The organism is Streptomyces sp. NPDC101227 (genome assembly GCF_044767545.1).
Lineage (GTDB): Bacteria > Actinomycetota > Actinomycetes > Streptomycetales > Streptomycetaceae > Streptomyces.
The window spans coordinates 148,660-165,834 of the sequence record NZ_JBIWOD010000014.1; the positions used below are offsets into that span (position 1 = coordinate 148,660).

At 72.6% G+C, this 17,175-nt stretch carries 15 protein-coding genes; 3 read left to right on the plus strand and 12 right to left on the minus strand.

From position 1 onward, the window contains the following. The first annotated feature begins 35 nt into the window (after nucleotides 1–35). On the plus strand, nucleotides 36–1,088 hold the full coding sequence (locus ACIRPT_RS28850; protein WP_403832284.1) for a DUF3533 domain-containing protein: 1,053 nt from the start codon (nucleotides 36–38) through the stop codon (nucleotides 1,086–1,088). A 135-nt stretch (nucleotides 1,089–1,223) separates the two neighbouring features. Here ACIRPT_RS28850 and ACIRPT_RS28855 read toward each other — a convergent pair whose 3' ends face one another. Then, nucleotides 1,224–1,994 carry an SDR family NAD(P)-dependent oxidoreductase gene (locus ACIRPT_RS28855; RefSeq protein WP_403832286.1) on the minus strand — a complete coding sequence of 257 codons (771 nt, stop codon included), beginning with the start codon at nucleotides 1,992–1,994 and terminating at the stop codon, nucleotides 1,224–1,226. 107 nt (nucleotides 1,995–2,101) lie between these two features. On the opposite strand from ACIRPT_RS28855, the gene ACIRPT_RS28860 reads away from it, so the two are divergent. Next, entirely contained in the window at nucleotides 2,102–2,758 is a 657-nt protein-coding gene (locus ACIRPT_RS28860) for a TetR family transcriptional regulator (protein ID WP_403832289.1), read from the plus strand. 344 nt (nucleotides 2,759–3,102) lie between these two features. Next, nucleotides 3,103–3,543, plus strand: a complete 441-nt coding sequence (locus ACIRPT_RS28865) for a subtilase-type protease inhibitor (protein WP_403503991.1) — start codon at nucleotides 3,103–3,105, stop codon at nucleotides 3,541–3,543. Nucleotides 3,544–3,705: 162 nt separating this feature from the next. Here ACIRPT_RS28865 and ACIRPT_RS28870 read toward each other — a convergent pair whose 3' ends face one another. From ACIRPT_RS28870 to ACIRPT_RS28920, 11 genes are all read right to left on the minus strand, one after another. Further along, on the minus strand, nucleotides 3,706–4,779 hold the full coding sequence (locus tag ACIRPT_RS28870; RefSeq protein ID WP_403832291.1) for a S1 family peptidase: 1,074 nt from the start codon (nucleotides 4,777–4,779) through the stop codon (nucleotides 3,706–3,708). A 474-nt stretch (nucleotides 4,780–5,253) separates the two neighbouring features. Next, nucleotides 5,254–6,264, minus strand: coding sequence for a slipin family protein (locus ACIRPT_RS28875; protein ID WP_403832293.1), 1,011 nt, complete (start codon nucleotides 6,262–6,264; stop codon nucleotides 5,254–5,256). Nucleotides 6,265–6,547: 283 nt separating this feature from the next. Beyond that, the gene (locus ACIRPT_RS28880) at nucleotides 6,548–7,459 is read right to left on the minus strand and encodes a S1 family peptidase (RefSeq protein ID WP_403832295.1); all 912 of its coding nucleotides are present in this window, start codon (nucleotides 7,457–7,459) and stop codon (nucleotides 6,548–6,550) included. A 279-nt stretch (nucleotides 7,460–7,738) separates the two neighbouring features. Beyond that, the gene (locus ACIRPT_RS28885) at nucleotides 7,739–8,557 is read right to left on the minus strand and encodes a DUF1684 domain-containing protein (protein WP_403832297.1); all 819 of its coding nucleotides are present in this window, start codon (nucleotides 8,555–8,557) and stop codon (nucleotides 7,739–7,741) included. After that, nucleotides 8,554–9,939: an NtaA/DmoA family FMN-dependent monooxygenase gene (locus ACIRPT_RS28890; protein ID WP_403832300.1), complete on the minus strand. Its 1,386-nt coding sequence runs from the start codon at nucleotides 9,937–9,939 to the stop codon at nucleotides 8,554–8,556. The genes ACIRPT_RS28885 and ACIRPT_RS28890 overlap by 4 nt, the downstream gene beginning before the upstream one ends. Then, entirely contained in the window at nucleotides 9,939–11,018 is a 1,080-nt protein-coding gene (locus ACIRPT_RS28895) for an LLM class flavin-dependent oxidoreductase (RefSeq protein WP_403832302.1), read from the minus strand. The genes ACIRPT_RS28890 and ACIRPT_RS28895 overlap by 1 nt, the downstream gene beginning before the upstream one ends. 23 nt (nucleotides 11,019–11,041) lie before the next feature. Further along, on the minus strand, nucleotides 11,042–12,037 hold the full coding sequence (locus ACIRPT_RS28900) for an ABC transporter substrate-binding protein (RefSeq protein ID WP_403832304.1): 996 nt from the start codon (nucleotides 12,035–12,037) through the stop codon (nucleotides 11,042–11,044). A gap of 36 nt (nucleotides 12,038–12,073) precedes the next feature. Next, nucleotides 12,074–12,895: an amino acid ABC transporter ATP-binding protein gene (locus ACIRPT_RS28905; RefSeq protein ID WP_403832306.1), complete on the minus strand. Its 822-nt coding sequence runs from the start codon at nucleotides 12,893–12,895 to the stop codon at nucleotides 12,074–12,076. Beyond that, complete coding sequence (locus ACIRPT_RS28910; protein WP_403832308.1) at nucleotides 12,892–13,782, minus strand: amino acid ABC transporter permease; 891 nt, start codon at nucleotides 13,780–13,782, stop codon at nucleotides 12,892–12,894. Before ACIRPT_RS28910 ends, ACIRPT_RS28905 begins: the two co-directional genes overlap by 4 nt. Further along, nucleotides 13,766–15,724, minus strand: coding sequence for an FAD/NAD(P)-binding protein (locus ACIRPT_RS28915; RefSeq protein WP_403832311.1), 1,959 nt, complete (start codon nucleotides 15,722–15,724; stop codon nucleotides 13,766–13,768). Before ACIRPT_RS28915 ends, ACIRPT_RS28910 begins: the two co-directional genes overlap by 17 nt. Beyond that, a complete protein-coding gene (locus ACIRPT_RS28920) occupies nucleotides 15,721–16,614 on the minus strand; it encodes an amino acid ABC transporter permease (RefSeq protein ID WP_403832314.1) in 894 nt (297 codons plus the stop codon). The genes ACIRPT_RS28915 and ACIRPT_RS28920 overlap by 4 nt, the downstream gene beginning before the upstream one ends. Nucleotides 16,615–17,175 lie beyond the last annotated feature (561 nt).

The following is a 17,175-nucleotide window of genomic DNA, read 5'->3' on the forward strand; positions in this document are numbered from 1 at the left end:
TGCGCACCCCCGCAACCGCCCGGAAGATATGGGCCATGGCCACCACGGACGACGACACCCGTACCCGCATGACCTTCCTCGAGGAGGTCAAAAGCGCGGTGACGCCCCGGGCCGCATTGATGGTGGTCGGCGTTCTGGGCCTGATGGTCGCGTTCATCACGTCGTACGCGGGCGCCTTCCATCACCCCAAGCCGACGGATGTACCGCTCGGCGTGGTCGCCCCCGCGCAGACCGGCGGACGGCTGGTGGCGCAGCTGGACCGGCTGCCCGGGTCACCGCTCGATCCGCGCGCGGTGGCCTCGGAGCGGCAGGCACGCCGGCAGATCAGGGACCGCACGATCGATGCCGCACTGATCGTCGATCCGCGCGGCACCACGGACCGGCTGCTGGTGGCGAGCGGCGGCGGCGCCTCGCTCTCCCAGGCCGTCGAGCTGGTCGTCCGGGCGGCGGAGAAGTCCCAACGGCGCACCGTGCGCACGGTGGACATCGTCCCGGCCGCCGGCGGTGACGCCCGCAGCCTGACGTCCTTCTACCTCGTCGTGGGCTGGTGCGTCGGCGGCTATCTGTGTGCCGCGATCCTCGCCATCAGCCACGGCGCCCGCCCGGCCAACGGGGCGCGGGCGGTCATCCGGCTCGCCGCGCTCGCGCTCTATGCGGTCGTCGCCGGGCTGGCCGGCGCGATCGTCGTCGGCCCGGTCCTCGGCGCGCTGCCCGGCGGCATCTGCGCGCTGTGGGGGCTGGGTGCCCTGATCGTCTTCGCCGTGGGGGCCACCACGCTGGCCTTCCAGGCGCTGCTGGGCATCATCGGCATCGGCCTGGCGATCCTGGTGATCGTGGTGTTCGGCAACCCGAGCGCGGGCGGCGCCTATCCGTACCCGCTGCTGCCGCCGTTCTGGCGGTCGATCGGCCCCGCACTGCCACCGGGCGCGGGCACCTGGGCGGCGCGCTCCGTCGCGTACTTCCCGGGCCGTGCGATGACCGCGCCGCTGCTGGTGCTGGCCGCCTGGGCGGTGGGCGGCATCGTGGTCACCCTGGTGCTCGCGACGCTCCGCGCGAAGGACGACGGCGGGGCGCGGGCGCCGGCCTGAGCCCGGGGCGACGCCCCGGCGGACGCGGGAAGGGCACGGCACCCGCACGTGCTGCGCCCCTCCCGACGCCACACGCGCGGGCACCGCGCCCTTCCCCGCCGGTGCCCGGTCACCTCCGCGGAGGGTTTGCCCGGCTCACATGTGGGTGCCGCCGTCGATGCGGATCTCCGTGCCGGTGATGAACGCGCCGTCCTGCGAGGCCAGCATCGCGATGACGCCCGCGACGGTCTCCGGGCCCGCGAAGCCCTGGCCGAGGGCCGGGGCGAGCTTGGTGAACAGGCTCATGTCCGCGTCCTCGGGCAGCCCCGGGCCGCGGCCGCTGGTCATGTTGCTGGCGATGGAGCCGGGCGCCACGCACACCGCGCGCAGCCCCTGCTTGCTGTACTCGCTCGCGATGGCGTGCGTCATCGACTGGATGCCGCCCTTGCTCGCCGCGTACGCCGACATGTACGGGTGCGCGAACGAGGCGGAGGTGGAGCTGAAGTTGACCACGACCGGCGAGTCGCCCTCCAGGAGGGCGGGCAGCGCCTCACGGATCATCAGGAAGGTGCCGGTCAGATTGACCGCGATGATCTTGTTGAAGAAGTCCAGGCTGGTCTCGTGGGTGTGCGAGGAACGCAGGATGCCCGCCGCGTTGACCAGGACGTCCAGCCCGCCGAGACCGGAGACCGCGGCGGCGACACCGGCCCGGACCGCCGCCTCGTCGGCGATGTCCAGCGGCGCGGTCACCAGGCGGTCGGCGACGCCGTCCGCCGCGGCACGGTCGGCGGTGGCCTTGAGGCCCGCCTCGTCGATGTCCGCCGCCACGACCCGGCCACCCTCGGCCAGGATCCGGTGGACGGCGGCCTGGCCGATGCCCGAGCCGGCTCCGGTGATCAGTACGCGGCGTCCGTCAAAGCGGTTCATGGTGCTGCTCCATTCGTGAGGTTCAGCCGCACCGTACGCCCGCATGGCACAATGTGCCACTTTCGCATGTCACGCCGACCTGTCACCGGACTCCGTAAGCTGAACCCATGCCGACCGCGCCCCGCCCCGCCCCCACCGCCCGCCCCTCGCTCACCGAGCGGCGCAAGGCCGAGACCCAGCTGGAGATCGCCCGCACCGCCGCCGCCCTGTTCGCCGAGCGCGGCGCCGCGGTCACCGCCGACGAGATCGCCCGCGCGGCCGGCGTCGCGCTGCGCACCTTCTACCGCTACTTCCGCACCAAGGAGGACGCGGTGGCGCCGCTGCTCGCCGTCGGCGTACGGCAGTGGCTCGACGACCTGGCCGCACCCGCCGGGCCGGACGCGCCGCCCGTACGCGAGACGCTGGAGAGGGCCGCGCGCCGGGCCCTGACCCCCGCCGACGCGCCGGAGACCGAGGCGCTGCACTGGACCCGGGGGCTGCTGCGGGCGATGCCCGGCGATCCCGCACTGCGCGCGGTCTGGCACCGGGTACACCACGACTCCGAGGAGGCCCTGATCCCGGTCCTGGCGCGGCTGACGGACGCCGATCCGCCGGCCGTACGGCTGGCCGCGGCGGCCGCGAACACCGCGATGCGGGTCGCGGTGGAGGAGTGGGCCGCGGGCGACGAACCCGAGGACGGGCCACGGGGGCCGGCGGAGCTGGTGACCCGCGCGATGCGGGCACTGACGGCGGGACTGCCGGAGCTGGACGGCCGCAAGGGGTAGCAACCCCCCAGTACGCGGCCGTAAACCCAGACGGAGACTGCCTCCGGCCCCCCTCTTCGGCCAATCAGGCGGAGATCGACACCCGCCCGAACGACCGGTCGGCGGCCGGATTCCTTCCCTCCGGGCGCGATCGGCACCCTCTCCCCCGCCGTTACGGGTGCGACATCCCCGCTGGCCGCACATCACGCCGTCACACCGTTGTCACAACTCCACCGCATTCGTTCGCGCCATTACTCACCGCTTTCATCTATCGACTCAAAGCGATCGGCCGAGGTGCGACCTAGGCGCGGTTGGGGCCAGACTCCGGACCGGCATCTGCACCTTCGAACAAAGGAGTGTTCGTCATGCGGTACATCTCTGGAGCGGTCGCCGTCGGCGCGGCGCTGGTTCTCGGCACACTGGCCACCACCGCGCAGGCGGCCACGGCTCCGGCACAGCCCGTGCGGTCCGGCGGACTGTACGCCCCGACGGAGCTGGTGCTCACCGTCGGCAAGGGCGAGAGCCGCGCGACGGCCACGGTGGAGCGCGCGGTCACCCTCAGCTGTATGCCACGCGCGACCGGCAGCCACCCCGACCCGAGAGCCGCCTGCAGCCAACTGCGTGCGGTGGCCGGTGACTTCACGGCGGTGACCGGCGAGGTGACGCAGCGGCTGTGCACCAAGGAGTGGGACCCGGTCGTGGTCACCGCGGACGGTGTCTGGCAGGGCCACCGGGTGTCGTACACCTACACCTTCGCCAACTCGTGCACGATGAACGGTGGTCAGGGCTCGGTGTTCCGCTTCTGACCGTAAGAGGCCAGGTCCCCGGGCACCGGACGGCGGTGCCCGGGGACCTCGTCGTCCCCAGGGCACGGCACGGCCCCGGACGCCGAGCGCGGCCGGGGCCGGCCGGTACCGCCGGCCCCGCCGCCCGTACCGCCGCCCGTACCGACGGCCGGTCCCCGCCGGTCAGCCGATCTCCGCGCCCTCCGCCTGCAGGGCCTCCGGGACCGGCTGGAAGAAGGTCTCGCCGCCGCCGGAGCAGTCGCCGCTGCCGCCGGAGGTGAGGCCGAGCGCGGACTCGCCGTCGAAGAGGGCGCCGCCACTGTCGCCGGGCTCGGCGCAGACATCGGTCTGGATCAGACCGTCGACCGTGCCCTCCTGGTAGTTGACGCTGGCGTTCAGCGCCTTGACCGTGCCGTCGTGGACCTGGGTGGTGCTGCCGCTGCGCTGCACCTTCTCGCCGACCGTGGCGTCCGCGGCCTTGGTGATCTTCTGGGTGCTGCCGTTGTAGAGGTCCACCTCGCTGGGGTGCGCGGTGTCGCCGGTGTACTTGGCGATGGAGTAGTCGTCACCGGGGAACTTGGAGTCCTCGGTGGTCGCGATCTCCGAGCCGCCCTGCTGGTCGGACCAGCTCTTGACGGCGTTGCCGCAGTGGCCTGCCGTCAGGAAGTACGGCTGGCCGTCCTTGACGACATTGAAGCCGAGCGAGCAACGGGCGCCGCTGCCCCAGATCGCGTCGCCGCCGCCGATGAAGGGCTTGAACTCTCCCTTGCTGTGGCGCAGTTCAACCTTGTCGCCGAGGCCCTTGGTGACCTGGGTGAGCCGGTCCAGCTTGGCGCCCTTGACCGTGCGGTCGGCGGTCACCACGACCTTGTTGCCGACCGGGTCGACGCCCCAGGCGGTGCCGGGGATGGTCGCCTTCGACTTCAGCGTCTGCCGGGCCGCGTCGAGCTGGGCGAGCGTGTGCCGGACGAGTCTCGCCTCGGCACCCTTCGCCCGTACGGCCTTGGCCGCCGTCTCGCTGACGACGTTGACCACCAGCTTCTTGGCCTGGGAGTCGTAGTACGCGCCGGCCGTACCGGTCTTGAGCTGGGACGCCAGGGCGGACGCCGCGGCGGAGGTCAGCCTGGCCACCTTGGGGGTGACGGGGGCGGGGGCCGCATTGGCGTTGGCGAGGGTGACGGTGGCCGTGGCGGCGAGGGCCAGCGCTCCCGCGCCTGCCAGGACTGCCCGCCGCTTGGGTATGCGTCGGTGCTTCAACTCAGTGCCTCCCGTGGGGGGATGGGCCCGCTTCTGTGGGGAGATGCGCGGGCCCGAGAGTGTGAGGAATCGGGACACAAACGTTCCGCCTCGGCGTAGCAGCACCGTGCAGCAGCGCTCCGGGGAGTCGCGTCCATGCCAACGTGCGGGGCCGAGTATCCCCATCCCTCTCACTCGGGCACAAGACCGAGTTCCGGTCTCACATACGGGAGTTCACGATGTCATCACGCGGCGGTCACGCCGGTTCCCGCGTACGAGCGTCCTCGGTACGGATCGGCAGGGATCGGTAAGGACCGGCGTGGATCAGTGAAGATCGGCGAAGGCTGGCGAAGACCGGCGAAGATCCGCGCGGACCGGTACGGCATGACTGCGCCTGGCCGGAATCGGTCCCCGCCGGCGCCCGTCAGCCGCTGCCGGCGGTGTCCGCCCGACACTCCTTGTATACGGTCCTCTCCGGCCGCCACCGGCCGCCGGCTATCCGCGCTCGGCGCCCCGTGCCGCGTCGACGCCGCCGGCCCCCTGGAGATCCGGCACCTCCGCCAGCTCCGCGGGCAGCGCACCCTCCGCCAGATCCGCGACGCCGTCGGGCTCCACGGCCGCGGCCCGCTCGGCCGCCGCCCCCTCGTCCGCGGCCCGCTCGTCCGCGGCCCCCTCGGCGTGGGCCGCCGGCTCCGCCTCGGCCCGGGCCGTCTGCGCCTCGGCCTGCGCGGTCTGCGCCTGCGCCTGGAGGCCGGAGCGCTCCAGGAAGCGCAGCAGCTCCACCGGGAACGGCAGCACCAGGGTGGAGTTCTTCTCGGCGGCGACCGCCACCACCGTCTGCAGCAGCCGCAGCTGCAGCGCCGCAGGTTGGTCGGACATCGCCGCGGCCGCCTCGGCCAGCTTCTTCGAGGCCTGGAGTTCGGCGTCGGCGTTGATCACCCGGGCGCGGCGGTCGCGGGTGGCCTCCGCCTGGCGGGCCATCGACCGCTTCATCGTCTCCGGCAGCGAGACGTCCTTGATCTCCACCCGGTCGACGGTCACTCCCCAGCCGATGGCCGGGCTGTCCATCATCAGCTCCAGCCCCTGGTTGAGCTTCTCGCGGTTGGAGAGCAGATCGTCCAGTTCGCTCTTGCCGATGATCGAACGCAGCGAGGTCTGCGCCATCTGCGAGACGGCGAAGCGGTAGTCCTCGACCCGGATGACCGCGTCGGCGGCGTCGACGACCTTGAAGTAGACCACCGCGTCGACCCGGACCGTGACGTTGTCGCGGGTGATGCCTTCCTGGGCGGGCACCGGCATCGTAATGATCTGCATATTGACCTTGCGCATCCGGTCGATGCCCGGAACGATCATGGTGAATCCCGGTTGCCGCACCTCGGAGGCCAGCCGCCCGAGCCGCAGCACCACACCCCGCTCGTACTGCTTGACCACGCGCGCCGCGGCCATGAGATACACGGCCCCCGTACAGGCCAGCGCCACCCCGGCCGTCACCAGTTCTGCGACCATCACGGCCCCCTGAAGTGCGCCGTAAGCCCTCCGCCATCCGTTCCGGCGTCCGAACCCCCGTCGTGCACGTCAGGTACGGCATGCACCGTGATCCACGGTCATGCCCTCGTGCACCCTCATCCGCCGTCCGGATGGCGCTTCAGTGCCATGGTATGCCCGGTATGTCGGGTGGTCGAAAAGGTCCCGGAGCGCGGTCGGGCCCCCGTCCGCCGGCGGACGGGGGCCCTCGTCGGAGGCCGGCCGGCCCGGGAAGGCGCCGGCCGGTGGCTCGCCGTTCAGGCGCTCAGTACACGCTCACGCCGTACGCGCTCAGTGCCTCGGTCACGGGCTGGAAGTACGTCGTTCCGCCGGAGGTGCAGTCGCCGCTGCCGCCGGAGGTGAGGCCCAGCGCCTTGGTCCCGGAGTAGAGGGGGCCGCCGCTGTCGCCGGGCTCGGCGCAGACGGTGGTCTTGATGAGTCCGGAGACGATGTCGCCGCCGCCGTAGTTGACGGTGGCGTTCAGGCCGGTGACCGTGCCGCTGTGGATGCCGGTCGTGGAGCCGCGGCGGGTGACCGACTGGCCGACGGTCGGCGTGCCGGCGCTGGTGATGTCCTGGCTGCCGACCATCCCCGGGTGCGCGAGGGAGGTGTTGGTGTACTTCACGATGCCGTAGTCGTTGCCGGGGAAGCTGGTGCCGGTGGTCGGCCCGATGCTCGTGCTGTTCGAGGAGCTGGTGTACCAGGGCGGCTTGCCCTCGGTGCAGTGGCCGGCCGTCAGGAAGTAATACGTGCTGCCGCTGCGGACGTTGAAGCCCAGCGAGCAGCGCCAGCTGGGCGCGTAGATGGCGTCGCCGCCGGAGATGAACTTGCGCAGGGTGCCCGAGATGCGCTCGATGCGGAGGGCGCCCGCGTTGCTGCCCGCGGCGCGCTCGATCCCGGCGATCTCCGCCTGGGAGACGGTGCGGTCGGCGGTGACCACCACGGTGCGGGTGGCGGGGTCGACGGACCAGGCGGTACCGGCGACATCCGCGGCGCGTACCGCGCTGCCGGCGGCGGAGAGCTGGGTGGCGCTGAACGTCTTTGCGGGGGCGGGGTTCTGGGCACTGGCGGCGGTCGGGACGGCGATGGCACCGACGGCGACCAGTCCGGACGCCGCGGCGATCAGCCGGGTGCGTCTCGCTACGCCGCTGCGGGGGATGGTGCGCTCGTTCCTCACGTGATTCCTCCGAGGGGGATGGATGGGCCACCTGTGGGCGGCCCGGTGAGGCGCAGCCGAAGGGCACACAGGAATCCGCACAGTGAAGTTTCAGCGTGCCCCTGACAAGCGCTGGTCCGGAGTGTCGGGCGCACCGCCCCCACAGCGCAAGAGGGCCGCGGAAATATGGCGGACGGCGGTCGCCCCGGCGGCGGGCCCCGCACTCAACACGCCGCCCCGGCAGCCTTGTCGGGGCTGCCGGGGCGGCGGGCTGACCCCCTCGGTCGGAAATGGGACGGATCAGCGCGAGCGGCGGTTCCGTTCACCGGCCCGCAGCGCGAACGGGAGGGTGTTGCCGGGCGGCGGGAAGGGGCACAGGAAGTGGTCGGCGAAGGCGCAGGGCGGCAGCAGGGTGCGGTTGAGGTCGACGGTGACGGTGCCGTCCGCGGCGGGCGCGGGCGTCCGCAGGAAACGGAAGCGGTAGCTGTCGGTGCCGCTGGTGGCGTCGGCGAGGACCGCCCACAGGGAGCCGTCGCCCTCGACGGCCACCTGGAGGGTGTGCGCGTCGCCGTCCAGGGTGAAGGCCAGTTCACCGGCCAGGCCGAGGCCGCGCCGGACGCCGTCGGCGTGCGGCACCCGGACACTGCGCCGCTCCCCGTACGGACGGAAGCGGCCGGGCCGTATCCAGCGCTCGTGGTGGTCGTGGACCTCGATACCGGCGAAGCCCCGGCGGGCCGGGGAGCCGGGGTCGAAGTCCCGTACCGCCCACCGGCCCTCGCGGCGCAGCACCTGCAGATGCCGTTCGCCCTGGGTGACGCGGGTGGCCTCCGGTGCGGGGTCGGGCCCGAGGCGATGGGGGCGCCCTCCAGGGTCTCGGGGACCGTCGGTCACGGGCCTGCCGTCCACGGCGAGCCGGTCGCCGTCCGCCGCCCGCAGCACGACCTCGTCGCCGTCCACGGTCCAGATGCCCGGCAGCCCGTCGATCCGGCCGTCCGGATGGTCGGACAACCAGTGGGTGCCGGCCAGCGCGAGCGGCCCGTACGGCGCGGAGACCGCCGCGAGGCGCCGCTCCCGCCAGTCCTGCCACTCCCGGGGCGCGGGTGCGTGCGTGGTGCTCATGGCCGTCCGTCCTTCCCTGCCGGGCGCGCCGCCTCCGGCAGCCCCAGATGGGAGCGCAGCGTGTGCCCCCGGTATTCCGTGCGGAAGACCCCGCGCTCCTGGAGGAGCGGTACGACGCGGTCGACGAACGGGTCGAGACCGCCGGGCGTCAGATGCGGTACGAGGATGAAGCCGTCGGCCGCATCCGTTTGCACGAAGTCGTTCATCTCCGCCGCGACGGCCTCCGGCGTCCCGATGAACGACTGACGCCCGGTGGTCTCGATCACGGTCTCCCGGATCGACAGGCCCTTGGCGCGCGAGAGGGCCCGCCACCGGTCGGCGATCGCCTTGGGGTCGGCGATCTTGACCCGGCCCTGCGCCAGTTCGCCGCCCGGGTCCGGGTCGATGTCGGGCAGCGGCCCATCGGGGTCGTACGAGGACAGGTCGACGCCCCAGATCTGTTCCAGGGCGAGGAGGGCGTTCTGCGGGGAGACCTGCAGGCGACGGATCTCCGCGGCCCGTTCCTGGGCCTCGGCCGCGGTGTCGCCGAGGACGAAGGTGACGCCCGGCATGATCTTGAGGTCGGCGGGCCGTCTGCCGTACGCCGCGAGCCGGCCCTTGACGTCGGCGTAGAAGGCGCGGCCCGCCTCGATCCCGCTGTGCCTGGTGAAGATGACATCGGCGGCGGAGGCGGCGAACTCCCGGCCCTCGGGCGAGTCCCCGGCCTGGATGACGACGGGGTGGCCCTGGGGGCTGCGCGGGACGGTGAACTCGCCCCGGACGGTGAAGTGCTCGCCGCGGTGATCGAGCGGGCGGGGCCGGCCACCGTCCGGCCAGGAATCCCACAACTCCCTTGCCAGGGCGAGGAATTCGGCGGCCCGGGTGTATCGGTCGGCGCGGTCGAGGTAGCCGCCGCGGCGGAAGTTCTCGCCGGTGAAGGCGTCCGAGGTGGTGACGACGTTCCAGGCCGCGCGGCCGCCGCTGAGGTGGTCGAGGGAGGCGAGGCGGCGGGCGAGCTCATAGGGCTCGTTGAAGGTGGCGTTGACGGTGGCGGCCAGGCCCAGGCGTTCGGTGACGGCCGCCAGCGCGGCGAGCACGGTGATCGACTCGGGGCGGCCGACCACGTCGAGGTCGTGGATGCGGCCCTTGTGCTCGCGCAGCCGCAGCCCCTCGGCCAGGAAGAAGAAGTCGAACAGGCCGCGTTCGGCGGTGCGGGCGAGGTGCTGGAAGGAGGAGAAGGCTATTTGGCTTCCGAGAGAGGTGTGGGGCGGAGCCCCTCCCGCCGTGCGGGTGGTCGGGCCGGCGGGTGGGCTGTCCGCCCAGACGGTGGTGTTGTTGACGCCGGGGAAGTGGGCGGCCAGATGGATCTGTTTGTGGGGTTGCGCACTGCGGGCGGGGCTCATCACGAGGCCTCTCGGGCGGGGGCGTAGCGGCTGGCGGGGCGCGGCAGGCCGAGGTGGTCGCGCAGCGTGGTGCCGATGTAGGAGCGGCGCAGCAGGCCGCGGTCCCGCAGGAGCGGGACGGTGCCGTCGACGACGCGGGCGAGATCGCGGACGGGGTCGGCGGGGCGCAGATGGAAGCCGTCGGCGGCGCCGGCGGCGTGCCAGTCGCCGATCAGGTCGGCGAGTCCGGCGGCGTCGCCGGAGGATTCCAGCTCGACGGGCAGCGAGGCCAGCACGATCAGCCGGGCGGGGTCGCGGCCGTGCGCGCGGGCCCGCTCGCGCAGTGCGGCGCGGGCCGCGCCGGCGGTGGCCGGGTCCTCGGCCCGTACGAGGGCGACATCGGCGTGCGCCGCGGCCACCTCCCGCACGGCCTCGTCGGCCTCGTCGGCCCCGTCCGTCCCGTCGGCCCCGTCCGGCCTGTCGGCCCCGTCGGCCGTCGTTGTCGCGTCGACGACGATGACGGCCCGGCCCTGGGGCGGCCTGGGGACGATGGAGGGGCCGCGGACGGTGAAGGTGGTGCCGGCGAAGTCGACGTAGTGCAGCTTGTCGCGGTCGATGAAGCGGCCGCCGGCCCGGTCGCGGATCTCGGCGTCGTCCTCCCAGCTGTCCCACAGCCGGGCGGCCACATCGGCGACCTCGCCGGCCTCCCGCCAGGCCTCGGCGGGCGGTACGGCCCGACGGCGGCCGGTCAGCGCGGCCTCCGCCTCGGTGGTGGAGACCTCGACGCTCCAGCCGGCCCGGCCGTGGCTGACCCAGTCGAGGGTGGCCACGGCCGTGGAGACATGGAACGGCTCGGTGTGGGTGGTGGTGACGGCCGGGACCAGGCCGATGCGTTCGGTGGCGGGGGCGACGCGGGCCAGTACGGCGAGCGCGTCCGGACCGGGCCTGGCGAAACCGTCGCCGAGGGTGAGGAAGTCGAGGCCGCCCCGCTCGGCCAGGCGGGCGAGGGCGACGTAGTGCGCGGCGTCGTGGGAGCCGTGGGGCGGGGCGGGGGCATCCAGCGCGACGGCAAGAGGGAGGGGGCTTTGGACCAGGGACATGAGGGGGCCTTTCCGGCGCGGGGTCAGTTCGTCGTCCTGGGCAGGCCGGGCGGATTGATCTCGGAGGTTTTCAGGGCCTCTTCGGTCAGCCCCCAGCGCGCGAGCACCTTGCCGTACCGGCCGTTGTCGATGACCTTCTGGAGGGCGGCGGCATAGGCCTTGACCAGCCCGCTGCCCTGCTTCGTGGTGGCGGCGATCTTGCCCTGGACGCTGTTGCCGCCGCCGGAGAACGTCCCCACTATCTCCGTCCGGCCCGCGGCGTTCACGTGGTAGGCGGCGGAGGGGTTGGGCCCGAAATAGCCGTCGATGCGGCCCGACTGGAGGGCGAGGTAGGTGTCGGAGTTCTTCTGGTAGTACTTGATGTCGGCCGGTTCGCGGCCGGCCTTCTCGTTCTCCTTGCTCCAGCCGACCAGAATCTTCTCCTGGTTGGTGCCGGTGCCGACGGCGATGGTTTTGCCCGCGACGTCCTTGGCGCCGCGGACCTTCCAGCCGCTTCCCTTCCTCGCCTCCATCGCCAGCTGGTCGAGCCGGTAGGTCGCGAAGTCGTACTTCTCCTTGCGCTCCTCGGTGACGGTGACGTTGGCGAGGACGGCGTCGAGCTTGCCGCTGTCCAGGCCGACGAAGAGGTTCTCCCAGGACAGCGGGTCGAAGCGCGGCTTGAGGCCGAGGGTGTCGGCGAGAAGGGTCGCGAGGTCCTCCTCGACGCCGATGAGGGTCGTGTCGTCGGTGGCGTAGAAGCTCAGCGGCGGGCTGGACTCGGCACCGACGCCGATGCGCAGCTCGCCGGTCCTGCGTACCCGTGCGGGTACCAGGGCGGCGGCCTTCGCGTCCTTCACGCCGTGGATGCGGTGCTGGTCGGGGCCGATATTGATCTTCGGTCCGGGGCCTTGGGGGGTAACGGCGTTCTGGCCCGCCGCCACACCGCCGCCGCTGCCGCAGGCGGTGAGCAGTACGGAACCGGCGGCTAGCGCGAGGACGACGGACAGGGGGCGACGGCGGTTCACCGTGAGACTCCTCATGGTCAGGTCGGATCGGGTCGGGTCGGGTCGGGGTGCTCAAAGGACCTTGGAAAGAAAGGACTTGGTGCGCTCATGACGCGGGGCGTCGAGGACCTGGCCGGGCGGGCCCTGTTCGACGATGCGTCCGCCGTCCATGAAGACGACGGTGTCGGCGACCTCGCGGGCGAAGCCGATCTCATGGGTGACGACGATCATGGTGGTGCCCTGGCGCGCCAGGTCCTTGATGACGTCGAGGACTTCGCCGACCAGCTCCGGGTCCAGCGCCGAGGTCGGCTCGTCGAAGAGCAGCAGCTTGGGTTCCAGGGCGAGCGCGCGGGCGATGGCGACGCGCTGCTGCTGGCCGCCGGAGAGCCGGCGGGGGTAGGCGCCCGCCTTGTCGGCGAGCCCGACGCGTGCCAGCAGCTTCTCGGCGGCCGCCACCGCGTCCTTCTTGGGGCGGCCGAGCGCGGAGACCGGTGCCTCGGTGATGTTCTCCAGGACGGTCAGATGCGGGAAGAGGTGGAAGTTCTGGAAGACGAAGCCGATATGGGTGCGCTGCCGGAGGATTTCGCGTTCGCGCAGCTCGTAGAGCTTGCCCGCCCGTCGCCCGCCACCGCCCTTGCCGGAGGCCCTTCGGGCCGCTGCTCTGTCATCGCGGCGGTAGCCGACCAGTGAGCCGTCGACGCTGACCGTGCCGCTGTCGACCTTCTCCAGGTGGTTGATGGACCGCAGAAGGGTGGATTTTCCGGAGCCGGACGGGCCGAGGACGACCATGACCTCGCCGGCGCGCACGTCCAGGTCCACGCCCTTGAGCACCTCGAGCGGACCGAAGCTCTTGTGGACCGAGCGGACCTCGACCATGGCGCTGTGCGTGCTCATCGGGTGGCTCCCTTGGCGAAGTGGCGTTCCACGTAGTGCTGGAGGACGGAGAGCACGGTGGTCAGGAGGACGTACCAGGCGGTCGCCACCATCAGCAGGGGGACGACCCTGCCGTTGCGTCCGTAGATCACCTGGACCTGGTAGAAGAGCTCGCCGATCGCCATGACGGAGACGATGGAGGTGCCCTTGAAGAGGGAGATGACCTCGTTGGTGGCGTTCGGCAGGATCGAGCGCGCCGCCTGCGGGAGGACGATGCGGCGCAGCTGCCGCAGCCGGGGGATGCCCAGGGCGGCGGCCGCCTCCAGCTGTCCGCCGTCCACCGAGAGGACTCCGCCGCGCACGATCTCGGCGGCGTAGGCGGCCTGGTGCAGGGCGAGGCCGAGGACCGCGGCGCCCATCGCGCCGACCAGGCCCATGGTGTCGAAGTGGAAGAAGCCGGGGCCGAAGGGGATGCCGAAGTCCAGGCGTTTGTAGAGGTAGGCGAGGTTGAACCAGAACAGCAGCTGGACGATGAGCGGGATGGAGCGGAACGCCCAGATGTATCCGAAGGCGACCCAGCGCAGAAAGGGGCTGGCGGACAGCCGCATGAAGGCCAGCACGATCCCGAGGGCGAAGCCCAGGGCGGTGCCGTAGACGGTGAGCTGGAGGGTGGTCCAGACCGCCTTGAGCACCGTGTCCGCAGCGAAGAACTGGGCGAAGACGCCCCATTCCCAGGCGGGATTGGTGATCAGACCGTGCAGGAACTGGACGATCAGTACGGCGGTGACGGCGACGGCGGCCCAGCGCCAGGGGTGACGTACGGGGACGACCTCGGGGGCCGCGGGGCGGTCCGCCTCCGGTGGTCCGGTCGCGGTGCGTTCGATGGGGGGATCACTGGTCAGCGGCATGGGAGTCCTCGGGGGTGGGTGCGGGCGCGGGGACGGGGAGCGGCGGGGCGGTCCGGTCCCGGAGGAAGGTGAGCAGGGCGCGCGCGGTGGCGTCGTTCTGGCGGAAGGCGGGTGCGTTGGTCCGGGGGCGGGCGAAGGCGCCGGCGGAGCGGGCGTCGGTGTGGGGGCCGAGGGCGAAGCGGCGCGGGTGCGGCGGGTGTCCGGAGCGGTCCAGGATCCGGCCGTCGGCGGGGTCCACGGCCAGCAGCTGGGGGTCCCCGCCGCCCGTCAGGAGCTCGACGGAGGGGGCGGCGGCCGCGCCGTCGGCGTGCAGGGCGCGCAGCAGGGCGTCGCGGCTGTGCGCGACGGCCGGTTCCGGCAGCCGGGCCTCCACCAGCGCACGGGCCTCAAGCGCGGCCCCCGGTACGCTCGCGCCCCTCGCCCGGAACACGCCGCGCCGCTCGTCGGCGGTGACGGTGGTGCCGGCGCCGAGGAAGCGCACCACCCCGGCGCGGGAGAGCGCGAGCAGCTGCCGCAGCCGTGGGCCCGGCGGGCCGGAGGCGAGATAGCTGAAGAAGCCGTGCCACCAGGGGCCGCGGTCGCCGATCCGGGTCAACTGACCGTAGACGGACAGCAGCGCGAGGAAGACCGCCAGGTCGGGGCTGTGCGCGGGATCGTGGCGGCGGGCGAGGTCGGCCTCGATGTAGCCGCGCAGCCCCTCTTGCAGGGCCTCGCCGTCCCGGTAGCGGACGCCGGCCAGCGGATGGTCGAGGGCGTCGAGGTCGAGGCGGTCGGCGGGGTCGGGGACGGCGGCGCTCACCAGGGCCCCGAGCGCGGCGCTGCCGGGGTCGGCGGCGGCGTACTTCTCCTCGAAGTCCGGCCAGTTCATCAGGGTGCGCCCGGGGTGGGCGGCGAACAGCCGGTGGTAGTGGGCGAAGCCCAGTTCCTTGTCGATCAGCGGCCACACGTCGCGCCCGAAGTCCAGCTCTCCGGGCCGGGCGAGCAGCGCGTCGACCTGTTCCGGCCCGAAGAAGCGCGGCACCGGCGGCCGTTCGCCGTCGAGCTCGTAGCCGATCTTGGAGTGGTACGGGACGCCGCGGCGCGAGCCGACGTGCAGGACCGGTTCGCGCCCCGACGGCCGGTAGGTCAGCGCCCCGTCGGCGGCGTGCGCGTAGGTGCCGCCGCGGCCCTCGGTCAGCAGCACCATCAGGTCGATGAAGGCCAGCCCGAAGCCGCGGACGATGACGGGTTCACCGGGGCGCAGCGCGCTCAGATCGGCGTCGGCGGTGAAGGCGGGCGGCAGGTACGTCAGGCCGTGACGCGCCGCGAAGTCACCCAACTCCCGCTGCTCCTGCGGGAGTTCGGATTCCAGATGCCCCTGGGCCAGTACCACCAGGTCGGCGGCGAGCGGCGTCGGGCGGCCGCGTAGCCATACCTCCTGGCGGCCGTCGCGCGGCCCGGTGACCCGCACGGCCGTTCCGCGGTGCTCGTGTACGGCGATGCCCGGCGGCAGCGCGGCCACCGACCGCTCGTACACCCAGGCCAGATACGCGCTCCCCAGCCGCCGGCCGGGGAAGTCCCGCGGTCCCAGGGCGGCGATGGCGTCGGCGAGGCCGGGTGCGGCGGGAGCGCCGCCGGCCTCGGGCCGGAGGCGGATCTCGCCGGTCCGTACCGCCTCGGCCCACTGCGCGAGCGAGGGGCCGGGCCGCACCGGGCCCGCCTGTTCCACGCTCGCGTCGGTGAACATGGTGACGTCCTCCGCGGTGGAGTTCATCCACAGCAGCGGGGACTGGTCGTGCCGCCAGACGCGGCCGCCGCCGGGCGGGTACGGGTCGACGAGGTGCAGGTCGAGGGGCCGGCCGGCGTAGAGCTCGGGGGCGTTGGCGGCCATCCGTTCGAGCAGTCCGGTGCCCCGCGGCCCGGCGCCGACGATCACCACGGACGGGCGCGCGGCGGGGCTCACCGGGCATCTGCCGTCCCGCGGGCGTAGTGCCGCTCGAGGTAGTGCTGGCCGATGCCGAGGACCGAGGTGACGGCGATGTACCAGAGGGTGGCGACCAGCAGCAGCGGGATGACCTGGTAGGTGCGGTGGTAGACGAGCTGGACCGAGTAGAGCAGGTCCTGGACGGCGATGACGCTGACGATGGAGGTGCCCTTGAGGGCGCCGATCAGCATGTTTCCGGCCGGCGGGACGATCGCGCGCATCGCCTGCGGCAGCACGATCCGCCGCAGCCGCTGCCAGGCGCCCAGGCCCAGCGACTGGGCCGCCTCCAGCTGGCCCTTGTCGACGGAGAGGATGCCGGCGCGGACGACCTCGGCGGCGTAGGCGGCCTCGTGCAGGGTCAGGCCGATGACGGCGATGGCGACCGGGCTGAGCAGATTGACGGTCTTGATGCCGAGGACCGTCGGGTACAGCGCCCCGATGTTGAACCAGAACAGCAGCTGCACCAGGATCGGCATCGACCGGAAGAGCCACACATAGCCCCAGCTGACGCCGCGCAGCACAGGGTTGGCGGACAGCCGCATGGTGGCGAGCACGGTGCCCAGCGCGAATCCCAGCGCCATGACGAGCGCGGTCATCCAGAGGGTCAGGCCCAGGCCGCGCAGTACCGCGGTGGTCAGGAAGTAGTCGGCGACGACGTCCCATTGGAAGGCGTCGTTGCGGATCACGGAGAGGGCCGCGAGGGCGAGCAGGACGAGGACGGCGGCGGCCGCGGTCCACTGGCCGGTGCGGCGGCGGGGCACGATGCGCGGCGCCCCGGCGGGGTCCGTACGGCCTGGTGGGGTGGGGGCCGGGGGCTGGGCCGGGGCCGGCTCGGCGAGGGTGTCGGAGGCTGAGTCTGCCAAGGACATGCGAAGGCTCCGTGGATTCAGTGAACTGACACGGGAGTTGAGCGCCTTCACACAGGCGGAGCGCGTTCCGCGGAACGCCGTCGGACCGCGCCCCTCAGCACGAACCGGCTCTTGAGGCTATGGGGTCAACACGCCTGGTTGTCAAGGCCGTCCACACTGTGAGCGGGGCACCGGCACACGGTTGACGCGGAAACGGATGCCTGTTCCACTTAGGCCCATGTACTCATGGCAGCGGCTGGTCACCCGCGACCACATCGACTTCGGTCGAGTGTGGTCGTCGTCCTGTTGAGCTGACGCCCTGCCCTGAAGCCCGCCGCCCCTGAGGCCGGGCCGTTTCGCGGTTTTTCCTCCTGTCACCGCGCCTTCACACCGTGCGCCGCCGTGCGACGCACACCCTCCCCTCGCCTGTCACCTCTGCCTTTCCCCTTTCCCGCTCGGGTCCCCCTCTCGGGTACCGCCCGCGCGGATTCCCCCCGCTCAGAGAAGGGCGCGGTATGCGCTTCGGCGTCATGACCTTGATCGACAATGTCCGGACGCGCCGTCCTGGCACCTCCTCTCCCG

What these genes read in the sequence shown, in the direction of transcription:
- ACIRPT_RS28850 (WP_403832284.1), top strand. Translation starts at nt 36, where the DNA reads ATGGCCACCACGGACGACGACACCCGTACCCGCATGACCTTCCTCGAG.
- ACIRPT_RS28855 (WP_403832286.1), bottom strand. Translation starts at nt 1,994, where the DNA reads ATGAACCGCTTTGACGGACGCCGCGTACTGATCACCGGAGCCGGCTCG.
- ACIRPT_RS28860 (WP_403832289.1), top strand. Translation starts at nt 2,102, where the DNA reads ATGCCGACCGCGCCCCGCCCCGCCCCCACCGCCCGCCCCTCGCTCACC.
- ACIRPT_RS28865 (WP_403503991.1), top strand. Translation starts at nt 3,103, where the DNA reads ATGCGGTACATCTCTGGAGCGGTCGCCGTCGGCGCGGCGCTGGTTCTC.
- ACIRPT_RS28875 (WP_403832293.1), bottom strand. Translation starts at nt 6,264, where the DNA reads ATGGTCGCAGAACTGGTGACGGCCGGGGTGGCGCTGGCCTGTACGGGG.
- ACIRPT_RS28885 (WP_403832297.1), bottom strand. Translation starts at nt 8,557, where the DNA reads ATGAGCACCACGCACGCACCCGCGCCCCGGGAGTGGCAGGACTGGCGG.
- ACIRPT_RS28890 (WP_403832300.1), bottom strand. Translation starts at nt 9,939, where the DNA reads ATGAGCCCCGCCCGCAGTGCGCAACCCCACAAACAGATCCATCTGGCC.
- ACIRPT_RS28895 (WP_403832302.1), bottom strand. Translation starts at nt 11,018, where the DNA reads ATGTCCCTGGTCCAAAGCCCCCTCCCTCTTGCCGTCGCGCTGGATGCC.
- ACIRPT_RS28900 (WP_403832304.1), bottom strand. Translation starts at nt 12,037, where the DNA reads ATGAGGAGTCTCACGGTGAACCGCCGTCGCCCCCTGTCCGTCGTCCTC.
- ACIRPT_RS28905 (WP_403832306.1), bottom strand. Translation starts at nt 12,895, where the DNA reads ATGAGCACGCACAGCGCCATGGTCGAGGTCCGCTCGGTCCACAAGAGC.
- ACIRPT_RS28910 (WP_403832308.1), bottom strand. Translation starts at nt 13,782, where the DNA reads ATGCCGCTGACCAGTGATCCCCCCATCGAACGCACCGCGACCGGACCA.
- ACIRPT_RS28920 (WP_403832314.1), bottom strand. Translation starts at nt 16,614, where the DNA reads ATGTCCTTGGCAGACTCAGCCTCCGACACCCTCGCCGAGCCGGCCCCG.